This window comes from Bacteroides sp. AF25-38AC, assembly GCF_003602995.1.
Classification (GTDB): Bacteria; Bacteroidota; Bacteroidia; order Bacteroidales; family Bacteroidaceae; genus Bacteroides; species Bacteroides uniformis.
The window spans coordinates 89,105-108,736 of sequence record NZ_QTMD01000017.1 but is presented as its reverse complement, the minus strand read 5'-3'; the positions used below and the strand labels follow the sequence as shown (position 1 = coordinate 108,736).

Here is a 19,632-nt window from a genome sequence, read left to right as displayed (position 1 = left end):
ACACCCGCGTTTCTTTCTTTCCACAGCTGTGGTAAGAAAAGAACATTGCTGTGGAAAGATTAGTTTTTAGAGAAGAACAAGGTAGTACATCGCAGTTTTTTTCCTAACTCTTAGGTGTCATCTACGCATCATACAGCGACAATCAGTAGAAGCCTTTATCAAATCCACTTCTGTGCCCTACCCAAAGAACGCACAACGGCAGCAAACTCTTCCCGAGGAATGATAGCCTTATTACGTGTTTTCAAACGATTATTATAAACGGTCTGAGGTGAATAATGCAAGAATTCGGCAATCTTCACACTATCAGTGATACCTAAACGCACCAAAGCATAAATGCGCAATTCCGTATTCAGTAACTCACCATCTTTTAGCACAATCTGCTCGTCAGGATGGAGCAAGGCATTGAAGTCACTTACAAAATCCGGATAAATGTGCAAGAAGATAGCATCAAAGTTATGATAGAACTCTTTCAACTCATTCTGTGCCATAGAATGAGTATCGGTTAATGCTTTCACATCCTCCAACTGATTTGCCTTAAGCTTACGATTGATATTTTTCCGATACTCATCCAGCTTGCTGATATAATTGGAACAAATGGAAAAGACATAACCTATGTATTCCTCCTTCACATAGTTGGATTCACGAAGCTGATTATTGGTATCTCTCAACTGTTCATTCAAAGAAGTCAGCTGCACATTCGTTTCTGCCACTTGTCCGTGCATTTTCGAAAGTTCTTCCACATGCTTATTCAGGCGGTTGTTTGCCTCATTCAGCTGTTGGCGCGACTGCTTCAATCGCTTCATCTGCTTATATATATACAGGAAGGCAAACAAGGATATCAAGGACAAGACACTGACCAGTACCAAATACATACGTAACCGCGCTTCTTGCCTCTGATTACGTTCTTGATAGATCTGATGAATGGTGTCCTGCACCGCAGAGATGCCCACTACCCTCACCCGGTTCCGATATGCCAAGGCATTCTGTAAGCAGTAACTCATGTAGACATAGGCATGGTCAATATCACCCAAACTAAAAAGTACCCCCGCCAGCTCTTCCAACGAAGCAATATCTTTATTGGAGATACGTACATCGGCCATAGCAGAATATATCAGGTAAGTCAGATAATTTTCCTGCTCATCGGACTCGCGATAAAAACAGGCCAGCACGTAAGCATTCATGGCATCGCGCCGAGTGTCGAATGCAGAATTAAGAATTCCCTTCTGCAAACGTTCCTTAAAAACATACATACTGTCCGTACCTTGTACTACCTGCCCTTTATACCACAAGAACAAGGGGTCTTCAGGGGTAAGAACCATATTCAAAGAGTCCTTGTAAACACGCTCCAACTGTGCATAATGTTCATGCAAAGTACCCATTTCACTACCGGTATACTGATTGAAATGCGAATACAGGTACAGCATTTGCCCGTAATAGTCCACTAACAATTCTTTGGGGAGCGAACCGCCTGAAACTCCGCGCAATTCATCCTGAGCTTCTTTCAACAAACCGGTGGCAGCCAACAGAAAAGACTTTTTTATCTTCCACTCCATCTGCCGGTATTTATCATTCTGCTTATAAACTATATCCAAATTGTCTACCACATAATTCATTGCAGAATCGGCGTTATAGACGCAATACTCATCATAAAGATTTTTATTCAGCCAATATCTCTCTTCCAAAGTACGCACATCCTTTTGCAGCTTGTGCAACTGGGCAATCTTCGCCTCTTTAAGCATAGCAAACGTGTTTTTTTGCGCAATCAGAGAGTCAAGGCGCACCAGCAGTTCTTTTATCTTTTCACTGTAAGGTGCCGCATTCAGAAAGGTACACCCCATCAGTAAAAATAGTAAAGCTATGATTTTTCTTTTCATTTCTATTATTTATATAAAGCTGAGAGCACAAAGATAAATTAATCTATCTAAACATAAGCTACTTCTACCCTAAAAAGTACATGAAAGTTAAGAGGTATTTCGACCATTTACAGCGATAAAACAGCATATACAGACCTCCTTCCATAGTAGCTGACCTTTACTTTATACAGCAATCAGCAAGAATATAACTCGCTATATATATGACATTTACATTTTACTCCGACTTACTTCTACACATTACCCGCCTATCGGACGAATAAGGTTGTCCACTATCTTTGCAACAGAGAAAGAAAAGTGTACTATGGAAAACATCCAATCTCTATTAGAACATACTTTTCTAAAATAAATTAAATCTTTTAATTAAAGTACTATGAGAATGATTACAAGAAATCTTCTTACGCGGAGTTACAAGCTCCTTCTGACATTACTCGTACTGCTAATGTCAACAAATGCATTTGCCCAACGATTGACAGCTACGGGTAAAGTAGTAGATGCCGCAGGCCTGGAGGTCATTGGTGCATCTGTATTGGAAAAGGGAACAACCAACGGTGTTGTTACCAATCTGGATGGGGAGTTTTCCCTGAGTGTAGGACAGAATGCCACACTGGTAATATCCTTCATCGGCTACAAAACGATAGAGGTAAAAGCAGCCACCAACATGAATATCACATTGCAGGAAGACAACGAACTGCTGGACGAAGTGGTAGTTATCGGTTATGGAAGTGTGAAGCGTAAAGACGTAACCACTGCCGTATCTACGGTTTCTACAAAGGATTTGGACCAACGCCCCATTGTATCGGCAGCCCAAGCCCTACAAGGTAAAGCAGCCGGTGTGTCGGTTATGCAACCCAGCGGCGAACCGGGCGGAGGTATGAGTATCCGCGTACGTGGTACTACCTCGTTCAACGGTAGCAACGACCCGCTCTACGTAGTGGATGGTGTACCCGTGGATAACATTAACTTTCTCTCTCCCAACGACATTGAAAACCTCTCTATTCTGAAGGATGCCTCATCAGCAGCCATCTACGGTTCGCGCGCAGCCAACGGTGTGGTATTGATTACTACCAAGAGCGGCTCGGCAGGCAACGCCAAAGTAGCATTGAACGTACAATATGGCATGACAAAAGTAGGCAAGAGCATGGAAGCACTGAATACAGAACAGTACCGCGAATTGCAAGAAGAAATCGGGGCTGTAAATCCAACTGCTCTTGAAGGGCTGACCGACCAGACAGACTGGTTTGACGAGGTTTACAAGACCGGACAAACCCAGAATTACCAAGTGTCCGTATCAAACGGAAATGAAAAGATGAAATACTTCCTCTCTGCCGGTTATCTGGATGAAAAAGGTATTTTGGAAGGAACATACTTCAAGCGGTATAGCTTCCGCGCCAATATCGACAACCAAATACGCAGCTGGCTGAATGTAAGTGCCAATATCTCCTACTCCGACAATATCGGAAACACCGGCATCATTTCCGGTACGGGTGCCAACCGTGGCGGTGTAGTCCTCTCGGTTATCAACACACCGACCTATGCTCCTATTTGGGACCCTGAAAAGCCGAATCAATACAATAAGAACTTCTACGGGGTAAATATCATGAACCCGATGGAAAACCTGGCCCGCCAGAAAAACAACAAGAACAAGGAGAACCGCCTCATCGCATCCGGAGCCGCTACCATCAGCTTTCTGCCCAACCTGAAGTTGAAATCATCCGTAGCCCTGGACCGCCGTAACGGTGTAAGCACCACATTCCTCGATCCAATATCGACCACCGACGGACGCAACAGCTTCGGTACAGCCTCTGACAACCGGAATATGAATACCGTGTTGGTTTTCGATAATATATTGACTTACAATACCAATATCAAGAAGCACGGCATCGACGTAATGGCAGGTTCTTCCTATACCAAATCGGACTATACCAACAGCTGGATAAACGGCTCACATTTCCGGGACGATAAAATACAGACCCTGAACGCTGCCAATAAAATTTCATGGGACGGTACCGGAACAGGAGCTTCACAGTGGGCCATCTCTTCCTATTTCGCCCGTGTGTCCTACAACTATGACAGCAAGTACATGCTTACCATGAACATGCGTGCCGACGGTTCATCCAAGCTGCATCCCGACCATCGCTGGGGTATTTTCCCCTCCTTCTCGGCTGCATGGCGCATTTCGTCGGAAAAGTTCATGAAAGACATCGCTTGGATTGATGACTTGAAGCTCCGCGGTGGCTGGGGACAGACCGGTAACCAAAGCGGTATAGGCGATTACTCGTATCTGCAACGTTACAACATCAACCGCATACCCTGGTTTGAAGAAGGTAACGACCATGCAGTTCCCGGTATCAGCCAGGCCAACCTGAGAACAAGTGACCTGAAATGGGAAACTACCAACCAGACGAACATCGGTCTTGACCTGACTGTACTGAACAACAGACTGACCTTCAGCATGGACTACTATTACAAGAAAACTACAGACATGTTGATGAATGTAAGTCTGCCTGCTGGTGCGGCAGCAACCACCAGCATCACCCGTAACGAAGGCGAGATGACCAACAAGGGATTCGAGTTCGCCATCAACTCCCATAACCTGACCGGCGAGTTTTCTTGGGATACAGACTTCAACATTTCTTTCAATAAGAACAAGCTGACCAAGCTGTCATTGCAGAAAATCTATACAGCAGCAAGCAGCGCCGAGGTGGTGAAAGAAAATATCGTACGCAATGAGCCCGGACGTCCTTTGGGTGGTTTCTACGGCTACATCAGCGACGGTGTAGACCCCGAAACCGGTAACCTGATTTATCGCGACCTTAACGAAGACGGCAAGATTTCCACTTCTGACCGTACCTATATCGGCGACCCGAATCCCGACTTCATCTACGGATTGACAAACACCTTTACATGGAAAGACCTCAGCCTGAGCATCTTCATCCAAGGAAGCTACGGAAACGACATCTTCAATGTGTCCCGTATGGAAACCGAAGGTATGTATGACGGTAAAAACCAGTCAACGGAAGTATTGAAACGCTGGAGAATTCCCGGACAGATTACGAATGTCCCGAAAGCCAACTTCAACATCAAGAACTCCACTTACTTTGTAGAAGACGGCAGCTACCTGCGTGTCAAAGACATTTCACTCTCTTACAACATCCGTTGCCGCCAGTTCAAGAAATGGGGTATCAGCCGCGTACAGCCTTATTTTACCGCCAGCAATTTGCTGACCTGGACCAGCTATTCAGGTATGGATCCTGAAGTGAACCAATATGGCAACAGCGGTTCTGTACAGGGCATCGACTATGGAACTTACCCGCAGAGCAAATCATTCGTTTTCGGTATCAATGTTGAATTCTAAAAAAGGAAGAAATAACTTATGAAACTAAACCATATATATAAAAGTATAGCTTGCGGTGTATTGTTGGCAATGACCGCAACCTCATGTGACTTGGACTATAATCCGGTAGACACCTACTCGGATGTAACGGAAGGAGTGAACAAAACTGATGAAAAGCCTATTTTCAACAGTGTGCAAGACGTGGAAACTTCAATGGTAACCCTTCACAAAAAATTTCGTGACCAGCAGGAGCACTGGTATGTCGACAAACTGCTTATCGGTGACGCTCATTCCGATAATGCCTACGCCGGAACAACGGGGGCCGAAGTGGTGCCTTACGAAACCAACTCCATTGAAGGCTCTAATTCTGTACTAAAACGTGACTGGGACCGTTTCTTAGGCGACATTGCCGTTGCCAACCGCATCATCGTGGGCTGTGACCAGCTCAAGGCACTCAGTGAAAGTGAACGCGGCAAGTATCAGTCACAAGCCAAGATATTCCGTGCCATGGTCATGTTCGATATGGTACGCTTATGGGGTAACTTCCCGGTCATCACTACCGTGGGCGGTGACATTACCGAAGACAACGTAGAAGAAATGTACCCGACCTATTTTCCTCCACAGAATACGGCTGAAGAGGCTTACGCCCAAATAGAGAAAGACCTGACTGAAGCAGTGGAAAACCCCAACACACCGACAAACGACACATCAGACAAGAGCATACTTACCAAATCGGTGGCACGTGCCATGCTTGCCAAGGTCTATGCAGAAAAACCTCTGCGCGATTATGCAAAGGTTATCAAATATGCCGATGAACTTGCTGCCGACGGCTTCGACCTCGTGGAAGACTTCAGTGACCTTTGGGCGTATGATACGGAAAAAAAAGACTGCCGGGTGCGCAATACCAAGGAGGCAATTCTCGAAGCCCACTTTCCTCCCGGCTCCGGCAACTGGTGTACTTGGATGTTCGGCCGCAACTTGAGCAACTGGGATGAAAGTTTCACCTGGGCCAAATGGATTACCCCTTCCCGTGACCTTATCCGCCTCTATGAAGAGCAAGGAGACACGAAACGTTACAATGAATCTGTTGTATGGTATGACTGCGGATGGAGCAACTATTATCCGGCAGACCATTATGCCTTCATGTACAAATGCCGCTCTGCGTTCAACAGCATTATCTATCTGCGATATGCCGACATCCTGCTCCTCAAAGCCGAAGCAAAAATTATGGGAGAGACTCCCGACCTGAACGGTGCAGCCGACATCATCGACCGCATCCGCAACCGCGCCGGACTGGGCAAACTTCCACAAAGCACCCGCAGCAGTAAAGAAGCATTGCTCCAAGCTTATATGGACGAACGCCGCATGGAGCTTGCCTTTGAAGGACAGCGCTGGTACGACCTTTGCCGCCTCAATAAGGTAGAAGAAGTGATGAACGCCGTTTACGCCAAAGACAGCGGCCGCCATGCACAAGAAAATCTGTTCAATGAGAACTCCTATCTGCTGGCTATTCCCCAAGGAGCCATCGACCAGAACGAAAATCTGATACAGAACCCGGGCTATTAATACTAATGAGTAATATAAAAATCAATTGAATATGAATTTAAGAAATATATTCACTACCGCATTAGGCTGCTTCACCATACTGGCAGCCTGCGGCAATGACAATGACAGTAACATCACCCCTACACCGGAACCCAAGCCAGACCAACCCACGGAAGAGGCAAAGGATGTTACCCTCTATGTAACGAACACCAGTCGTACTTATGATTTGACAAAGTCCGGGCTGGCCTTCGGCACCGGAAGCAACATGTCACCTTCTACCGTGACACTTGACCCTGCCACCCGCTATCAGGAAATGGACGGTTTCGGTGCAGCCATCACCGGCTCTACCGGTTACAACCTGATGCAGATGACACAAGAGAACCGCACGAAGTTTCTGACTGAAACATTCTCGGACAAAGAAGGCTATGGCTTCAGCTATGTACGTATTGCCATCGGTTGTTCCGACTTCTCATTCAGTGAATTCACTTGCTGTGACGAAAAGGGGCTTGAGCACTTTGCCCTTCCGATGGAAGACACCAAATATGTGATTCCTATATTGAAGGAAATTCTGGCAATCAATCCTGCCGTCAAAATAATTGCCGCTCCCTGGACATGTCCGAAGTGGATGAAAGTGAAAAGCCTGGAGGAACGTGTACCCTTTGACTCATGGACCAGCGGACACTTGAACTCCGAATATTACAGAACGTATGGCGACTATTTCGTAAAATGGATACAAGCTTTCGAAAAGGAAGGCATCAAAATCCACGCTGTGACTCCGCAGAACGAACCGCTGAACCACGGTAACTCAGCATCCTTGTTCATGGGATGGGAAGAAGCCCGTGACTTCATCAAGACCGGCCTGGGCCCTGCCTTCAAAGAAGCCGGAGTTACTACAAAGATTTATGTTTTCGACCATAACTACAACTACGACAATCTGGCCGACCAAAAAAGTTACCCTACCAAGATTTATGATGATGCGGAAGCCTCACAATACATTGCGGGCGCTGCCTACCATAATTATGGCGGTAACCGTTCTGAGTTGCTGAATATCCACAAACTCTATCCCAACAAGGAACTGCTTTTTACGGAAACCTCCATCGGTACTTGGAACTCCGGTCGCGATTTGGAAGCACGCCTGCTTAACGATATGGAAGAAATAGCATTGGGAACAGCCAACAACTGGTGCCGCGGCACCATTGTGTGGAATCTGATGTTAGACAGTGACCTGGGACCGGTAAGCCCCTCAGATGGTTCTTGCAAGACCTGCTACGGTGCAGTGGATATTGACAATACAAACTATTCTAAAATTGTCCGTAATTCCCATTATTACCTTATCGGGCACATGTCTTCAGTCGTGAAACCGGGAGCTGTACGTATCGGAACGACCGGTTACACAGCCAACGGAATCACCTACTCCGCCTTCGAGAATACGGACGGTACCTATGCATTCGTATTGGCAAACAACAATGCAGATGCCAAGCGAATCACCGTAAGCGACGGCACACACTACTTTTCCTACGAAGTTCCGGCCAAAGCAGTCGTTTCTTACCGTTGGAAAAAATAAAACTAATAATTTAAACAGAAGATTATAATGAAAAGCTTAAAATACTATCTAATGGCATTGGCAGGCATAGCCATGCTGAATGCTTGCAGCGATGACGATCCGGTTCCCGGCAACCCGACAATGGACTTTCAGGCAGAACCTTCTTCAGCCTTGTTCGGAGACAGTCTGCCTTTTACAATCAAGGCATCGGACGCAGATGTACCCCTTTCCACGTTAAAAGCGCGGTTATACTTCAGCGACGAAATGGTGTCAGAGACTATAATCCGTACAAAAGTAAACGGTCAAGACTATACCGGGAAAATATATGTTCCCTATCTGGCAAATATTCCCAACGGAACAGCTACATTGAAGTTCATTCTGCAGAACATCAATTTCACAATTACAGAAAAAAGCTATGACGTGGCGCTGAGTCGTCCGGACTTCCCCTACCTAACTCTGATTTCCGGAGACCAAGAATACCGCATGGAAAAAGTCGCAGCCAATCAGTATAGCGTGACCGGTGAATTTGCACAAAAAGTGAAAGGTTACATCAAAGCTCCTAAAGTAGGCGCCAACGGGAATGAAATCAACTTCGGATGGAGCAACGGTGCCATTACACAAGGTACCTCCAGTGAAATTACCTTCTCCAATCTGTCAGCTGGAGAATATTCCATCTCCTTCAATACGTTGACTTATGCAGCCGCTCCTTTCGTGAAACTACTGCTGAACGGTTCTGAAATGGAGATGGTGGATGATGACCATTACAGCATCGACCTCAATCTGAAGCAAGGGGACAACATCACTGCAGACATTCCCAACTTCGACCAATATTGGATAGACCCCGACTTCTTCGAAAAGAATGAAGACGGTTCGCTGAAGTTCCTGCCCATCGATGGAACTTATCGCGTCATTGCCAACCTGGCCCTGAATTATCTGGAAGTATTGAAAATGAACGGAACAAGCACCGCCACTCTGAACGATGACGGAACCGGCGCCCTTTGGATTATCGGTGACGGTATCGGTAAACCTTCCGTAGCGACCAATGCCGTAGGTTGGACTACAGAAAAAGGTCTCTGCATGTCACAGATTGAAGCGAAGAAGTATCAGGTAACAGTAGTAGCGGGAGAGCAAATCAAATCTGATGACATCAACTTCAAGTTCTTCCACCAGCAAGGTTGGGGAGGTGAATATAAAAACGATGCCTTGTCTACCACCAGTGACTTAGTATTTATAGGTGACAGTACCAACGGACGTGATGCCGGCAACTTGGGCCTCGTAGAAGGCAAAAGCCTGGAAAACGGTGTCGCTTACCGGTTCACAGTTGACGTAACGGCAGGTGTCTCTTCGGCAGTTCTGACAGTAGAAAAGGTAGAAAGATAGACGGATAACGCAGAAGATTAACTAAATGAGAAAGGGGCTGGCTCTATAAAAGAGTTCAGCCCCTCTTGTTTATGCAGAATATATGTTCCGGATTTAGCTTAAACCTTCTTTCGCCTCCTCTTGTGGAATACGTACCGAAGTGTAAAGCTCAAGAATGGCGGCTATCGTCAGAGACACAATCCATTCATTGCCCCTTGTAAAGAGCATGAATGCCCCCGTAAGCACCAGCAAAAGCGCACCGAATATTTGCTGTCGGCGCAGGCGTTTGACAGTGGGACTTTTACATTTGGACGGAGAATTAATTTGGGCCAAAGCAACCATCGTAGCGCCGATAGTATATATATAAGGTGAAAGAGGCCAGCCCGTGATATAAACGGCAGCTCCTGCCAAGAGCATCACGGCCCCTACTGCGAAAAGGGCGGGTATCAGTTGTTTCATTCTTCTATATCTTCTTCAAATACATAAATATCCTCATTGGGCTTTTTCATCAGATACTTCTCACGGGCAATCCGTTCGATGGCACCGGAGTCGACGGCAAGCTCATTGAGCCGTTCGGTATTCTCCTCGTATTCCTTGCGGTACTTTTCTATTTCATCGCGCAGACGGCTTTCTTCCCGGGCGTAACCCAAACGGCGTACAACACTGTTCTCATCCAGGAACCCGATAATTACAGCAAACAACGCAAGCGTAATCAGATATTTATGCTTGCGGACAAAAGACCAAAGAGAAGCAAGTTTATCCATCTCGTTATCTACTATTTAGCAATTTATCATTCATGATGGAGCTTGTCCATCATATAACTTCACGTCACAAAGATAAGAGGAATAACCGAAAGATTTCTTTTTTTTGTGTACATTTGCACAAAAAGCAAAGAATATCCCAAATATGGAAAACTATATCGTATCTGCACGGAAATATCGTCCCTCGACCTTTGAGTCCGTAGTAGGCCAACGTGCACTGACCACTACCTTGAAGAATGCCATTGCCACCGGAAAACTGGCGCATGCCTATCTTTTTTGCGGTCCAAGAGGCGTGGGAAAAACAACTTGTGCCCGTATCTTTGCTAAAACAATCAACTGCATGAGCCCCACAGCAGACGGCGAGGCATGCAACCAATGTGAATCCTGTACTGCCTTCAATGAGCAGCGCTCCTACAATATCCATGAGCTGGATGCCGCCTCAAACAACTCTGTGGATGACATCCGCCAATTGGTGGAGCAGGTACGCATTCCACCTCAGATAGGCAAATACAAAGTATATATCATTGATGAGGTACATATGCTGTCCGCCTCGGCTTTCAATGCTTTCCTGAAAACACTGGAAGAGCCTCCACGCCATGCCATATTCATCCTTGCCACTACCGAGAAGCACAAGATATTGCCCACCATCCTTTCACGCTGCCAAATATATGATTTCAGCCGGATTGGTGTGGAAGATACCGTAGCACACCTCGCATATGTCGCCTCCAAAGAAGGTATCACTGCTGAACCGGAAGCGTTGAATGTCATTGCCCTCAAAGCAGACGGCGGTATGCGCGACGCACTATCCATCTTCGACCAGGTGGTAAGCTTCACCGGAGGACACATCACCTATAAGAGCGTGATTGAAAACCTCAATGTGCTGGACTATGAATACTACTTCAAACTAACCGGATTCTTTCTTGAGAACAAAATCAGTGACGCGTTGCTATTACTGAATGATGTGCTCAACAAAGGCTTCGACGGCAGCCACTTCATCACCGGACTTTCATCCCACCTGCGCGACTTGCTTGTCAGCAAAGACCCGGCGACACTGCCGTTGCTTGAAGTGGGCGCAAGCATCCGCGAACGTTACCAAGCACAAGCACAGCAATGCCCCCTCCCTTTTCTTTACCGTGCCATGAAGCTCTGCAACGATTGTGACCTGAACTACCGTGCCAGTAAAAACAAACGGCTACTGGTAGAGCTCACTCTGATACAAGTGGCACAACTGACCGCCGAGGAGGACGACGGTGCCAATGGGCGCAGCCCTAAACAAGCTATAAAACCCATATTCACGCAGCCTGCCGCCGCTCAGCAGCCACAGGCCACTGCTGCCATGCCCCAACAAACCGTACAGCCGGCAGTACAGACAAACAGCACTCCCCAACCTGCTGCCACGCAGCATAGTAATGCAACAACTCCACATGCCACACCTGCTGCCGTATTAATGGCGCAAGGGAGAGAAGAGAAAAAAATTCCGGTCATGAAAATGTCCGGATTAGGGGTCTCCATCAAACGCCCCCATATAGAAGAGGAACAAAGAAACCCTTCATCTAACCCTACTGCCGCCCACCAAGCAGCACAACCGGAAGAAGACTACATCTTCAATGAAAGGGATTTGAACTATTACTGGCAGGAGTATGCCGGACGTATGCCCAAGGAGCAAGTAGCCATAGCCAAGCGCATGCAGAACATGCGCATCACTTTAATAAATGACACAACTTTTGAGGCTGTGGTAGACAATGAAATCGTTGCCAAGGAATTTACCGGCATGATACCCACTCTGCAAAATTACCTACGTACCCGGCTAAAGAACCGCAAAGTCACCATGACTGTCCGGATTAGTGCTCCTACTGAAAAGGTACGTGCCTACGGACGCGTTGAAAAATTCCAGATGATGGCACAAAAGAACAGTGCCCTATTACAACTAAAAGAAGAGTTTGGTTTGGAACTGTATTAATCCCTTCCAATCGCCTGCATAAAGTTGCTAACAAATTGAGTATAAAGGATAAAAAAAGCATCTATTTAATTTTTTATTTATTCATTTATATTTATTTTTGCCAATAATAAACAAAAGAGGCAAACAAACATTTGAGAACAAAAATGATTATATGGATGCTATTGGGGCAGATACTGTATACTTCTGTCTTATCAGCACATACAATAGCCAATCAAGAAAAGCAGAGTATTCTGCAATCATTGGTCAAAAGACAAGTTCTCTATGATGACTCCATATCCATAGACAGTGTCATTGCGTGGAGCGAGCAACTTCTTCCCACCCAACAATCAAATGAAGATAGAACAACGTATTTTCTATTACAACTTCAATTGGCCAATGCCTATACATTGCGCGGCGATATCAGCTTAGCGACGAACCGGGCACAACTTATGTACGAAGAAGCTAAAGCAACAGACTACCAATTTGGTATGGTAGTGGCCAACCAAGCCATCGGAGACGCCTATAATACAATAGCCAACATGGGGGATAAAGCCCTGGAATCATACCAGGATGCTTTGACTGAACTATCCAACATTTCAGACCAGAATCCATATAGGGCACAGCTTCTTTTAAAAATGTCCAACGTTCTGCAACGGAAAGGACGTCTGGAAGAAGCGGAAAAAATCCTGGAAGAGCTGGAGAAAATATTATATCAGGAGCCTGACTACCCGACAGACTTCTTTTTCTGCATCGAAAAGACGAATTTTGCCATTTCCCATGGACACCTCTCACAAGACTATCTTGATGAAGCAAACATCTGGCTCCACAAAATGGACTCCATTTACCAACTGCACCCAGAGAAGTTCTATCGGTTTCACTTGGATTATACCACTGCCGCCTACTATAGAGCCATGGGAAATTGGGACAAACAATACTGGAAACAAGCTCTGGACATCTACTCCAAATTGCAAGCAGAATACTCCGGTAATAAGCGCTCCACGTATTACCGCTGGACTTCGCTGGAAAAAATCTATCTCTGTAAAATACAAGGCATGGCCATGGAAGCCTGCCGAATCTACCAGGAATTGTATCCTCCTATAGATACACTCGCTTCACAAAGCTATATCCGGCAAATCAATACGATAAAGGCAAAATACCAGGTAGATAAGGCAGAGACGGCCAGCAATAACGAATACAATAAAATCATAACCAGCATATTGGTAGGAACGATGGCATTAGTAACGTTATTTGTTCTACTTGCCATCCTACTCAAAAGGCAACGGGAAAAGGTGAAACTCTCCACCCAAAAACTGGCAACATCACGGATAAATGCCGAAAATGCCATGCGTGCAAAAAGCGTGTTCCTCTCGAACATGAGCCATGAAATCCGTACCCCACTCAATGCATTATCGGGCTTTTCATCCCTATTGACGGAAGAGGGACTGGACGATGAGACACGCCGTCAGTGCAATGAAGTTATCCAACAGAACTCAGAACTATTGCTGAAGCTTATTAACGACGTGATAGATCTATCGAGTCTTGAATTCGGCAAACTGCAATTCTGTATTGCACAACATGATGCCGTAAGCATCTGCAGAAACGTGATAGATACCGTGAACAAAGTGAAACAGACACAAGCTGAACTTACATTCACCACCGAGCTGGAAGAAATGCCCATCGAGACTGACGACTCACGCCTGCAGCAAGTCCTGATTAACCTACTGATAAATGCTACCAAATTTACCCCACAAGGCAGCATTGTCCTAAAGCTGGAAAAAGAAACGGACGACACCGTACTATTCACCGTAACAGATACCGGTTGCGGCATTCCCAAAGACAAGCAAGCCAACATTTTCCAACGTTTTGAAAAGCTGAATGAGAATGCTCAAGGCAGTGGGTTGGGGCTCTCCATATGCCAACTTATCATAGAGCATATCGGCGGACAAATATGGATTGATTCAGAGTATGCCGAAGGCTCACGCTTCTGCTTCACCCACCCCATAAGCCAGACAGGCAGAAAGGAGAATAAGAAATGAAACAGATATTTACATTGCTCATTGCCTTATGCTGGCTGTTACCGTCCGCACACGCAGATGTGCGACGGACAGAAGCCAAGGATAGCCTGCTACGTATATATCTTGCCTCCCCAGCCGATACCACCAGATTGGAAACCCTATATCAGATAGCACTGCTTGACCAACTGTCACCGACATTCATCTATTACGAGAACAAATTACTGGAAGAGGCCATCGCCCAGAAAAATATACCTTACCAGAGTGCGGCCATATATGCGCACATTATTTATTACTACAACCTACTGGACCAAAAACATGCAGAACAATGGCTGAAGAGGCTCGAACAGTTGTCTGAAGAGCACAACTACTACCGTCATTACTTCAGAGGCAAAAAGATGATGATAGAATTCTATGTCATCAGCCAGAAGATTGAATTAGCCCTCAAACAAGCACAAGACATGTACGACAAGGCTCAAAGTCTTGGCAACCATGACGGTATGCGCGAAGCATGCCTATGCCTGATGACTGGATATTTCAATACCTTACGTTACAAAGAAGGAATCACCTACCTAAACAAGGCTTTTGAACTGACAAGTCCGGATTCCTCCCTTGCCACTCAGATTGATTTATTGACAAAAGCGGTACTGGCTTACTCATATCTGCATGACAATGACAACATGTTCCGGTATCTGGAGGAACTCAACAATGCAAAAAACAGATTGCAGGAAGAAGGCACCACCGTACTGACAAACGGCTATACCAATTTGTATCTGCTCATAGATTTACAATACGCCCTTTACTATACCCGCCTTCAACGTCCTGCGGAAGCATGGGAATATTTGCAGAAAGCAGAGCGGCATCTCAGTACATCTTCATTTCTTCCTTATCGGTTGATACGTTTGGCAGCATATGCCGAATATTACCAACTGACAAAAGAATACGACAAAGCTTTGGTTTATTTAGAAGACGCCATTGAACTTGTAACCCCTATTTCACTGGATAATGCCATGATTTATGGACTTCAGAAAGCGGATATACTAGTAAAGATGGGGTTTCCGGACGACGCACTTCCTATCTATAAACAAATAACCAAGGCAAGAGATTCGTTATATACAGTATTCTCCACCTCACAGATAGAACAGATACAAAGCCTATATAATATGGACCAACTGCTTTTCCAGAAAGAACAGCGGCAAGCCACTTTTCACCGTATCTGTCTGGTCACTTCCATTATCATCATTATAGCCTTGTTACTTTTCAACCTACATATGTATAGAAGCAGGAAGCGGCTGCAACAAGATGAGAAGGAAATGCGTAAATTGGCAATTATTGCCGAAGAAGCCAACGAAGTAAAAAGCCGTTTCCTTGCCAATATGAGTTATAATATCCGTATTCCACTGAACAATGTAGTCGGTTTCTCCCAACTGCTTTCCACCGACAACGAACTGGATGAAGAAGAGCGAAAAGAGTATTCCGGTATTATCCAGACCAATTCGGGTGAGCTTATCCAACTGGTAAACGACGTATTGGACCTCTCACGCCTGGAAGCGAATATGATGAAATTTCAATTGCAGGATTGTAATGTAAAAGAATGGTGCAACGAACTAGGTTGTCTAATACAAATGCGTAGTGAAGGCCGTATCCTCCTGGAACTACAAGTAGAGGTGGGAGATGTGCGTATCCATACCGACGTCAACCGCCTTACACAAATAGTGACAAGTATGCTGCTTTATCCGAACGACTGCAAAGAAACGCGCAAAGTCAGCATGTTCTTGGTCAACCATCCGGACAAACACATCATCGCATGCCGGATAGAGAACAGTCCTATAGCCGATTCCAGGTTTGCCTCTCAAAAAGTATCAGTGCAACAGAAAATCAACCAGTTGTTCTTTGAACATTTCAAAGGTACCTATCAAACCGAGAATGTCGAAGAAGGAGAAATCGCAGTGATTACTTTTACCTATCCGACTCTTTCTTAAAAGTTGAAAATCGGCTTAAGCTCCAGCTAAAGCCAATAGTATCAGAGCAATTCGTTTACGAAATTCAAAAACGAACATTTTTCAGTCTCTGCGGTATGCTGTGTCGCTTTCTCGACTCCTTATTTAGACGACATACAAATTATACGTTTTTAATCAAGATTGATAGCAAGTAATAAAGAAAACCACTATTTTTGCCAAACGAATTAGTACTAATAATAATTTAAATCTAAAAGAAAATGGCTTACGTAATTAGTGACGATTGTATTGCTTGCGGAACTTGTATCGACGAGTGTCCGGTTGGCGCTATCTCTGAAGGTGATATCTATCATATCGACCCTGAGACTTGCACAGAGTGTGGTACTTGTGCAGATGTTTGTCCTTCTGAAGCAATTCATCCGGGAGAATAATACAATCCCAGTATCAAAAACAAAAGCGTGGGTAGATAAACTGCCTGCGCTTTTTTATATCCCCCACGTGAAATTCAGTACCTTCACCCCCCTCATTGTTATTTTCTATATACGGATAATACGTTAGTTCACAGACATGAACACTTTGTTCCATAAGTATAAAACAAAGTGTTCATATAGTAGAAAACAAAATGTTCGTATAATATAAAACAAAGTGTTTATACTGTATGGAACAGAGTGTTCGCTATAATGAAACAAAGTGTTCGTCATAACAAAACAAAGTGTTCGTCATAACAAAACGAACAGTCCGCTTTGATGAAACGAACTGTTCGTGACAGCATGACAGATGTCTTGCTAAAATAAGTTTGTAGAAGAAGTTAGAATCACTTCAGATTAGCCAGTGCTTCTTTTATACGACGGATAGCTTCAACTATATTTTCATCGCTGGTTGCATAACTCATACGAATGCATTCGGGAGCTCCGAAAGAAGCACCACCTACGCAAGCCACATGAGCCACTTCCAACAGATACATGGCCAAATCATCTGAATCATTGATTTTACGTTCTCCGGCAGATTTACCGAAGAATGAATCGCATTTAGGGAACAGATAGAAAGCACCTTCCGGTACATTCACCTCGAAACCCGGAACTTCCTTGGCCAACTTTACAATCAAATCACGACGACGCTCGAAAGCCTTGCGCATTTCCTCCACCGGAACTTGTGTACCCGTATAAGCAGCCTCAGCAGCCTTCTGAGATACAGAACAAGGACCGGAAGTATACTGTCCCTGCAATTTATTGCAAGCCTTCACAAGCCATTCCGGACCTGCAATGAAACCGATACGCCAACCAGTCATTGCATATGCTTTGGAAACACCATTCACAATGACCGTACGCTCTTTCATTTCGGGGAATTGTGCTATGCTCTGATGCTTGCCGATATAGTTGATATGTTCGTAAATCTCATCGGCAATCACAACAACCTGCGGATACTTTGCCAATACTGCGGCCAGGCCTGCCAACTCCTCCTTGCTGTACACCGAACCCGTAGGGTTAGAGGGAGAGCAAAGAATCAGCGCCTTTGTCTTCGGGGTGATGGCAGCCTCCAGCTGTGCAGGTGTTATCTTAAAGTCCTGGTCGATACCGGCAGGTACGATAACCGGCGTACCCTCAGCCAACTTTACCATTTCCGGATAACTGACCCAATAGGGAGCAGGTACAATTACTTCGTCACCCGGATTTACCAATACCAGGATTGCATTGCAAACCGACTGCTTGGCACCATTGGCGCAAGAAATTTGTGCGGCGGTATATTCCAGACCGTTTTCCTTCTTCAACTTCTCTACAATTGCATTACGTAAGGCAGGATAACCCGGCACTGGAGAATAGCGAGAAAAGTTATCGTCTATCGCCTTTTTCGCAGCCTCTTTAATGTGGTCGGGAGTATTGAAGTCCGGTTCTCCCACACTCAGGTTAATTACGTCTACGCCTTGAGCCTTCAGCTCTGCGCTCTTTTGAGACATAGCCAGTGTCGCAGAAGGCGACAAACTGTTTAAACGATCTGATAATTGGTTCATTTTGTTACTATTTAATGATTGTTACGCAAATCCGGTTGCAAAATAAGCGATTTTCTTTGATATAAGAAAACAAAAAGACAGTTACTTATTGAAATGAAGTGTATGTCCCATACGTTCTTTCTTGGTACGGAGATAACGCTCGTTGTATGGATTCGGAGTAGTCTCAATAGCTACGTTCTCCGTTATTTCCAAACCGTAAGCCTCCAAGCCCACACGTTTCACGGGATTATTGGTCATCAGCCGCATTTTGTGCACTCCTATCTCACGAAGAATCTGGGCACCCACACCATAATCACGCTCGTCTGCCAGATGTCCCAGGCAAATATTAGCATCCACAGTATCCATGCCTTCTTCCTGCAATTTATATGCTTTCATTTTTTCCATCAGGCCAATGCCGCGACCTTCCTGATTCAGATATACAACTACCCCCTTACCGGCTTTCTCTATCATCTCCATTGCCTTATGCAGCTGCTCGCCACAATCACAGCGTTTGGAATTGAATATATCACCAGTGGCACAAGAAGAATGTACACGCACCAGAATCGGTTCATCCAATTCCCAAGTACCCTTGAACAAAGCTACATGTTCCAAACCGTTCGACTTCTGGCGGAAAGGAATCAAACGGAAATGACCGTGGTCTGTAGGCATATCCACTTCCACTCCTTTTTCTACAATAGACTCCTGCTTCAAACGGTAGGCAATCAAGTCACGGATAGAAATCAATTTCAAGCCAAATTCATCTGCCATTCTGCGCAATTCGGGCAAACGGGCCATTGTACCATCCTCATTCATTATTTCCATAAGGGCTCCCGCCGGATAAAGTCCAGCCAAACGTGCCATATCAATAGTAGCCTCCGTATGTCCGGCACGGCGCAACACACCTTTCTCCTGAGCATACAATGGATTAATGTGGCCAGGACGCCCGAAAGTGGCCGGAGTAGAAGCCGGATCGGCCAACGCCTGGATAGTAGCAGCGCGGTCTGCCGCAGAAACCCCGGTACTACAGCCTTCCAATTTATCAATAGTAACAGTGAAGGGAGTACCCAATACAGAAGTATTATCCGATACCTGATGCGGCAAATCCAGTTCCTTGCAACGCGAAACTGTAATTGGAGCACAAAGCACACCACGGGCATGCTTCAACATAAAGTTTACTTTCTCCGGTGTAATCTTTTCAGCTGCAATTATCAAATCACCCTCATTCTCACGGTCCTCATCATCCACAACAATCACAAAGTTACCGGCTTTGAAGTCTTCAATGGCCTCTTCTATCGTATTCAACTTTACATTTTCCATAAT

At 45.3% G+C, this 19,632-nt stretch carries 13 protein-coding genes; 8 read left to right on the top strand and 5 right to left on the bottom strand.

All coding sequences use genetic code 11. The features are described 5' to 3' along the window. Window positions 1–158 precede the first annotated feature (158 nt). The gene (locus DWY55_RS13140) at window positions 159–1,874 is read right to left on the bottom strand and encodes a DUF6377 domain-containing protein (protein ID WP_016273937.1); all 1,716 of its coding nucleotides are present in this window, start codon (window positions 1,872–1,874) and stop codon (window positions 159–161) included. Between the two features lie 439 nt (window positions 1,875–2,313). Between DWY55_RS13140 and DWY55_RS13135 the strand changes: the two genes are divergently transcribed. Genes DWY55_RS13135 through DWY55_RS13120 form a run of 4 tightly spaced genes read left to right on the top strand, consistent with a single transcriptional unit; the run spans window position 2,314 to window position 9,676 of the window. Further along, on the top strand, window positions 2,314–5,229 hold the full coding sequence (locus DWY55_RS13135) for a SusC/RagA family TonB-linked outer membrane protein (RefSeq protein WP_369872094.1): 2,916 nt from the start codon (window positions 2,314–2,316) through the stop codon (window positions 5,227–5,229). A gap of 18 nt (window positions 5,230–5,247) precedes the next feature. After that, a complete protein-coding gene (locus tag DWY55_RS13130) occupies window positions 5,248–6,774 on the top strand; it encodes a RagB/SusD family nutrient uptake outer membrane protein (protein WP_005824743.1) in 1,527 nt (508 codons plus the stop codon). Between the two features lie 31 nt (window positions 6,775–6,805). Further along, the gene (locus DWY55_RS13125) at window positions 6,806–8,317 is read left to right on the top strand and encodes a glycoside hydrolase family 30 protein (RefSeq protein ID WP_117681527.1); all 1,512 of its coding nucleotides are present in this window, start codon (window positions 6,806–6,808) and stop codon (window positions 8,315–8,317) included. A 27-nt stretch (window positions 8,318–8,344) separates the two neighbouring features. Continuing rightward, the gene (locus DWY55_RS13120) at window positions 8,345–9,676 is read left to right on the top strand and encodes a DUF5125 domain-containing protein (RefSeq protein WP_005824739.1); all 1,332 of its coding nucleotides are present in this window, start codon (window positions 8,345–8,347) and stop codon (window positions 9,674–9,676) included. A 93-nt stretch (window positions 9,677–9,769) separates the two neighbouring features. On the opposite strand, the gene DWY55_RS13115 is transcribed toward DWY55_RS13120, so the two are convergent. Both DWY55_RS13115 and DWY55_RS13110 read right to left on the bottom strand, forming a co-directional pair. Further along, a complete protein-coding gene (locus tag DWY55_RS13115; RefSeq protein ID WP_005824737.1) occupies window positions 9,770–10,114 on the bottom strand; it encodes a hypothetical protein in 345 nt (114 codons plus the stop codon). Beyond that, window positions 10,111–10,419 carry an FtsB family cell division protein gene (locus DWY55_RS13110; protein ID WP_005824736.1) on the bottom strand — a complete coding sequence of 103 codons (309 nt, stop codon included), beginning with the start codon at window positions 10,417–10,419 and terminating at the stop codon, window positions 10,111–10,113. The genes DWY55_RS13115 and DWY55_RS13110 overlap by 4 nt, the downstream gene beginning before the upstream one ends. Before the next feature lie 142 nt (window positions 10,420–10,561). Here DWY55_RS13110 and DWY55_RS13105 point away from each other — a divergent pair, with 142 nt between their 5' ends. The 4 genes from DWY55_RS13105 to DWY55_RS13090 all read left to right on the top strand — a co-directional run bounded on the left by DWY55_RS13105 (window position 10,562) and on the right by DWY55_RS13090 (window position 16,756). Continuing rightward, window positions 10,562–12,376 (top strand): DNA polymerase III subunit gamma/tau, encoded by a 1,815-nt coding sequence (locus DWY55_RS13105; protein ID WP_005824735.1) that lies wholly within the window; start codon window positions 10,562–10,564, stop codon window positions 12,374–12,376. Window positions 12,377–12,519: 143 nt separating this feature from the next. Then, window positions 12,520–14,391, top strand: coding sequence for a sensor histidine kinase (locus DWY55_RS13100; protein ID WP_120178102.1), 1,872 nt, complete (start codon window positions 12,520–12,522; stop codon window positions 14,389–14,391). After that, on the top strand, window positions 14,388–16,349 hold the full coding sequence (locus tag DWY55_RS13095; protein WP_005824732.1) for a sensor histidine kinase: 1,962 nt from the start codon (window positions 14,388–14,390) through the stop codon (window positions 16,347–16,349). Before DWY55_RS13100 ends, DWY55_RS13095 begins: the two co-directional genes overlap by 4 nt. 236 nt (window positions 16,350–16,585) lie before the next feature. Continuing rightward, a complete protein-coding gene (locus DWY55_RS13090; RefSeq protein WP_005834872.1) occupies window positions 16,586–16,756 on the top strand; it encodes a DUF362 domain-containing protein in 171 nt (56 codons plus the stop codon). Between the two features lie 383 nt (window positions 16,757–17,139). Here the strand turns inward: DWY55_RS13090 and DWY55_RS13085 are convergent, their stop codons facing one another. Continuing rightward, on the bottom strand, window positions 17,140–18,333 hold the full coding sequence (locus DWY55_RS13085; protein WP_005834870.1) for a pyridoxal phosphate-dependent aminotransferase: 1,194 nt from the start codon (window positions 18,331–18,333) through the stop codon (window positions 17,140–17,142). Window positions 18,334–18,414: 81 nt separating this feature from the next. Further along, window positions 18,415–19,629, bottom strand: a complete 1,215-nt coding sequence (locus tag DWY55_RS13080) for a bifunctional 3,4-dihydroxy-2-butanone-4-phosphate synthase/GTP cyclohydrolase II (protein WP_005824728.1) — start codon at window positions 19,627–19,629, stop codon at window positions 18,415–18,417. Window positions 19,630–19,632 lie beyond the last annotated feature (3 nt).

What these genes read in the sequence shown, in the direction of transcription:
- DWY55_RS13140 (WP_016273937.1), bottom strand. Translation starts at nt 1,874, where the DNA reads ATGAAAAGAAAAATCATAGCTTTACTATTTTTACTGATGGGGTGTACC.
- DWY55_RS13135 (WP_369872094.1), top strand. Translation starts at nt 2,314, where the DNA reads ATGTCAACAAATGCATTTGCCCAACGATTGACAGCTACGGGTAAAGTA.
- DWY55_RS13130 (WP_005824743.1), top strand. Translation starts at nt 5,248, where the DNA reads ATGAAACTAAACCATATATATAAAAGTATAGCTTGCGGTGTATTGTTG.
- DWY55_RS13125 (WP_117681527.1), top strand. Translation starts at nt 6,806, where the DNA reads ATGAATTTAAGAAATATATTCACTACCGCATTAGGCTGCTTCACCATA.
- DWY55_RS13120 (WP_005824739.1), top strand. Translation starts at nt 8,345, where the DNA reads ATGAAAAGCTTAAAATACTATCTAATGGCATTGGCAGGCATAGCCATG.
- DWY55_RS13115 (WP_005824737.1), bottom strand. Translation starts at nt 10,114, where the DNA reads ATGAAACAACTGATACCCGCCCTTTTCGCAGTAGGGGCCGTGATGCTC.
- DWY55_RS13110 (WP_005824736.1), bottom strand. Translation starts at nt 10,419, where the DNA reads ATGGATAAACTTGCTTCTCTTTGGTCTTTTGTCCGCAAGCATAAATAT.
- DWY55_RS13105 (WP_005824735.1), top strand. Translation starts at nt 10,562, where the DNA reads ATGGAAAACTATATCGTATCTGCACGGAAATATCGTCCCTCGACCTTT.
- DWY55_RS13100 (WP_120178102.1), top strand. Translation starts at nt 12,520, where the DNA reads ATGATTATATGGATGCTATTGGGGCAGATACTGTATACTTCTGTCTTA.
- DWY55_RS13095 (WP_005824732.1), top strand. Translation starts at nt 14,388, where the DNA reads ATGAAACAGATATTTACATTGCTCATTGCCTTATGCTGGCTGTTACCG.
- DWY55_RS13090 (WP_005834872.1), top strand. Translation starts at nt 16,586, where the DNA reads ATGGCTTACGTAATTAGTGACGATTGTATTGCTTGCGGAACTTGTATC.
- DWY55_RS13085 (WP_005834870.1), bottom strand. Translation starts at nt 18,333, where the DNA reads ATGAACCAATTATCAGATCGTTTAAACAGTTTGTCGCCTTCTGCGACA.
- DWY55_RS13080 (WP_005824728.1), bottom strand. Translation starts at nt 19,629, where the DNA reads ATGGAAAATGTAAAGTTGAATACGATAGAAGAGGCCATTGAAGACTTC.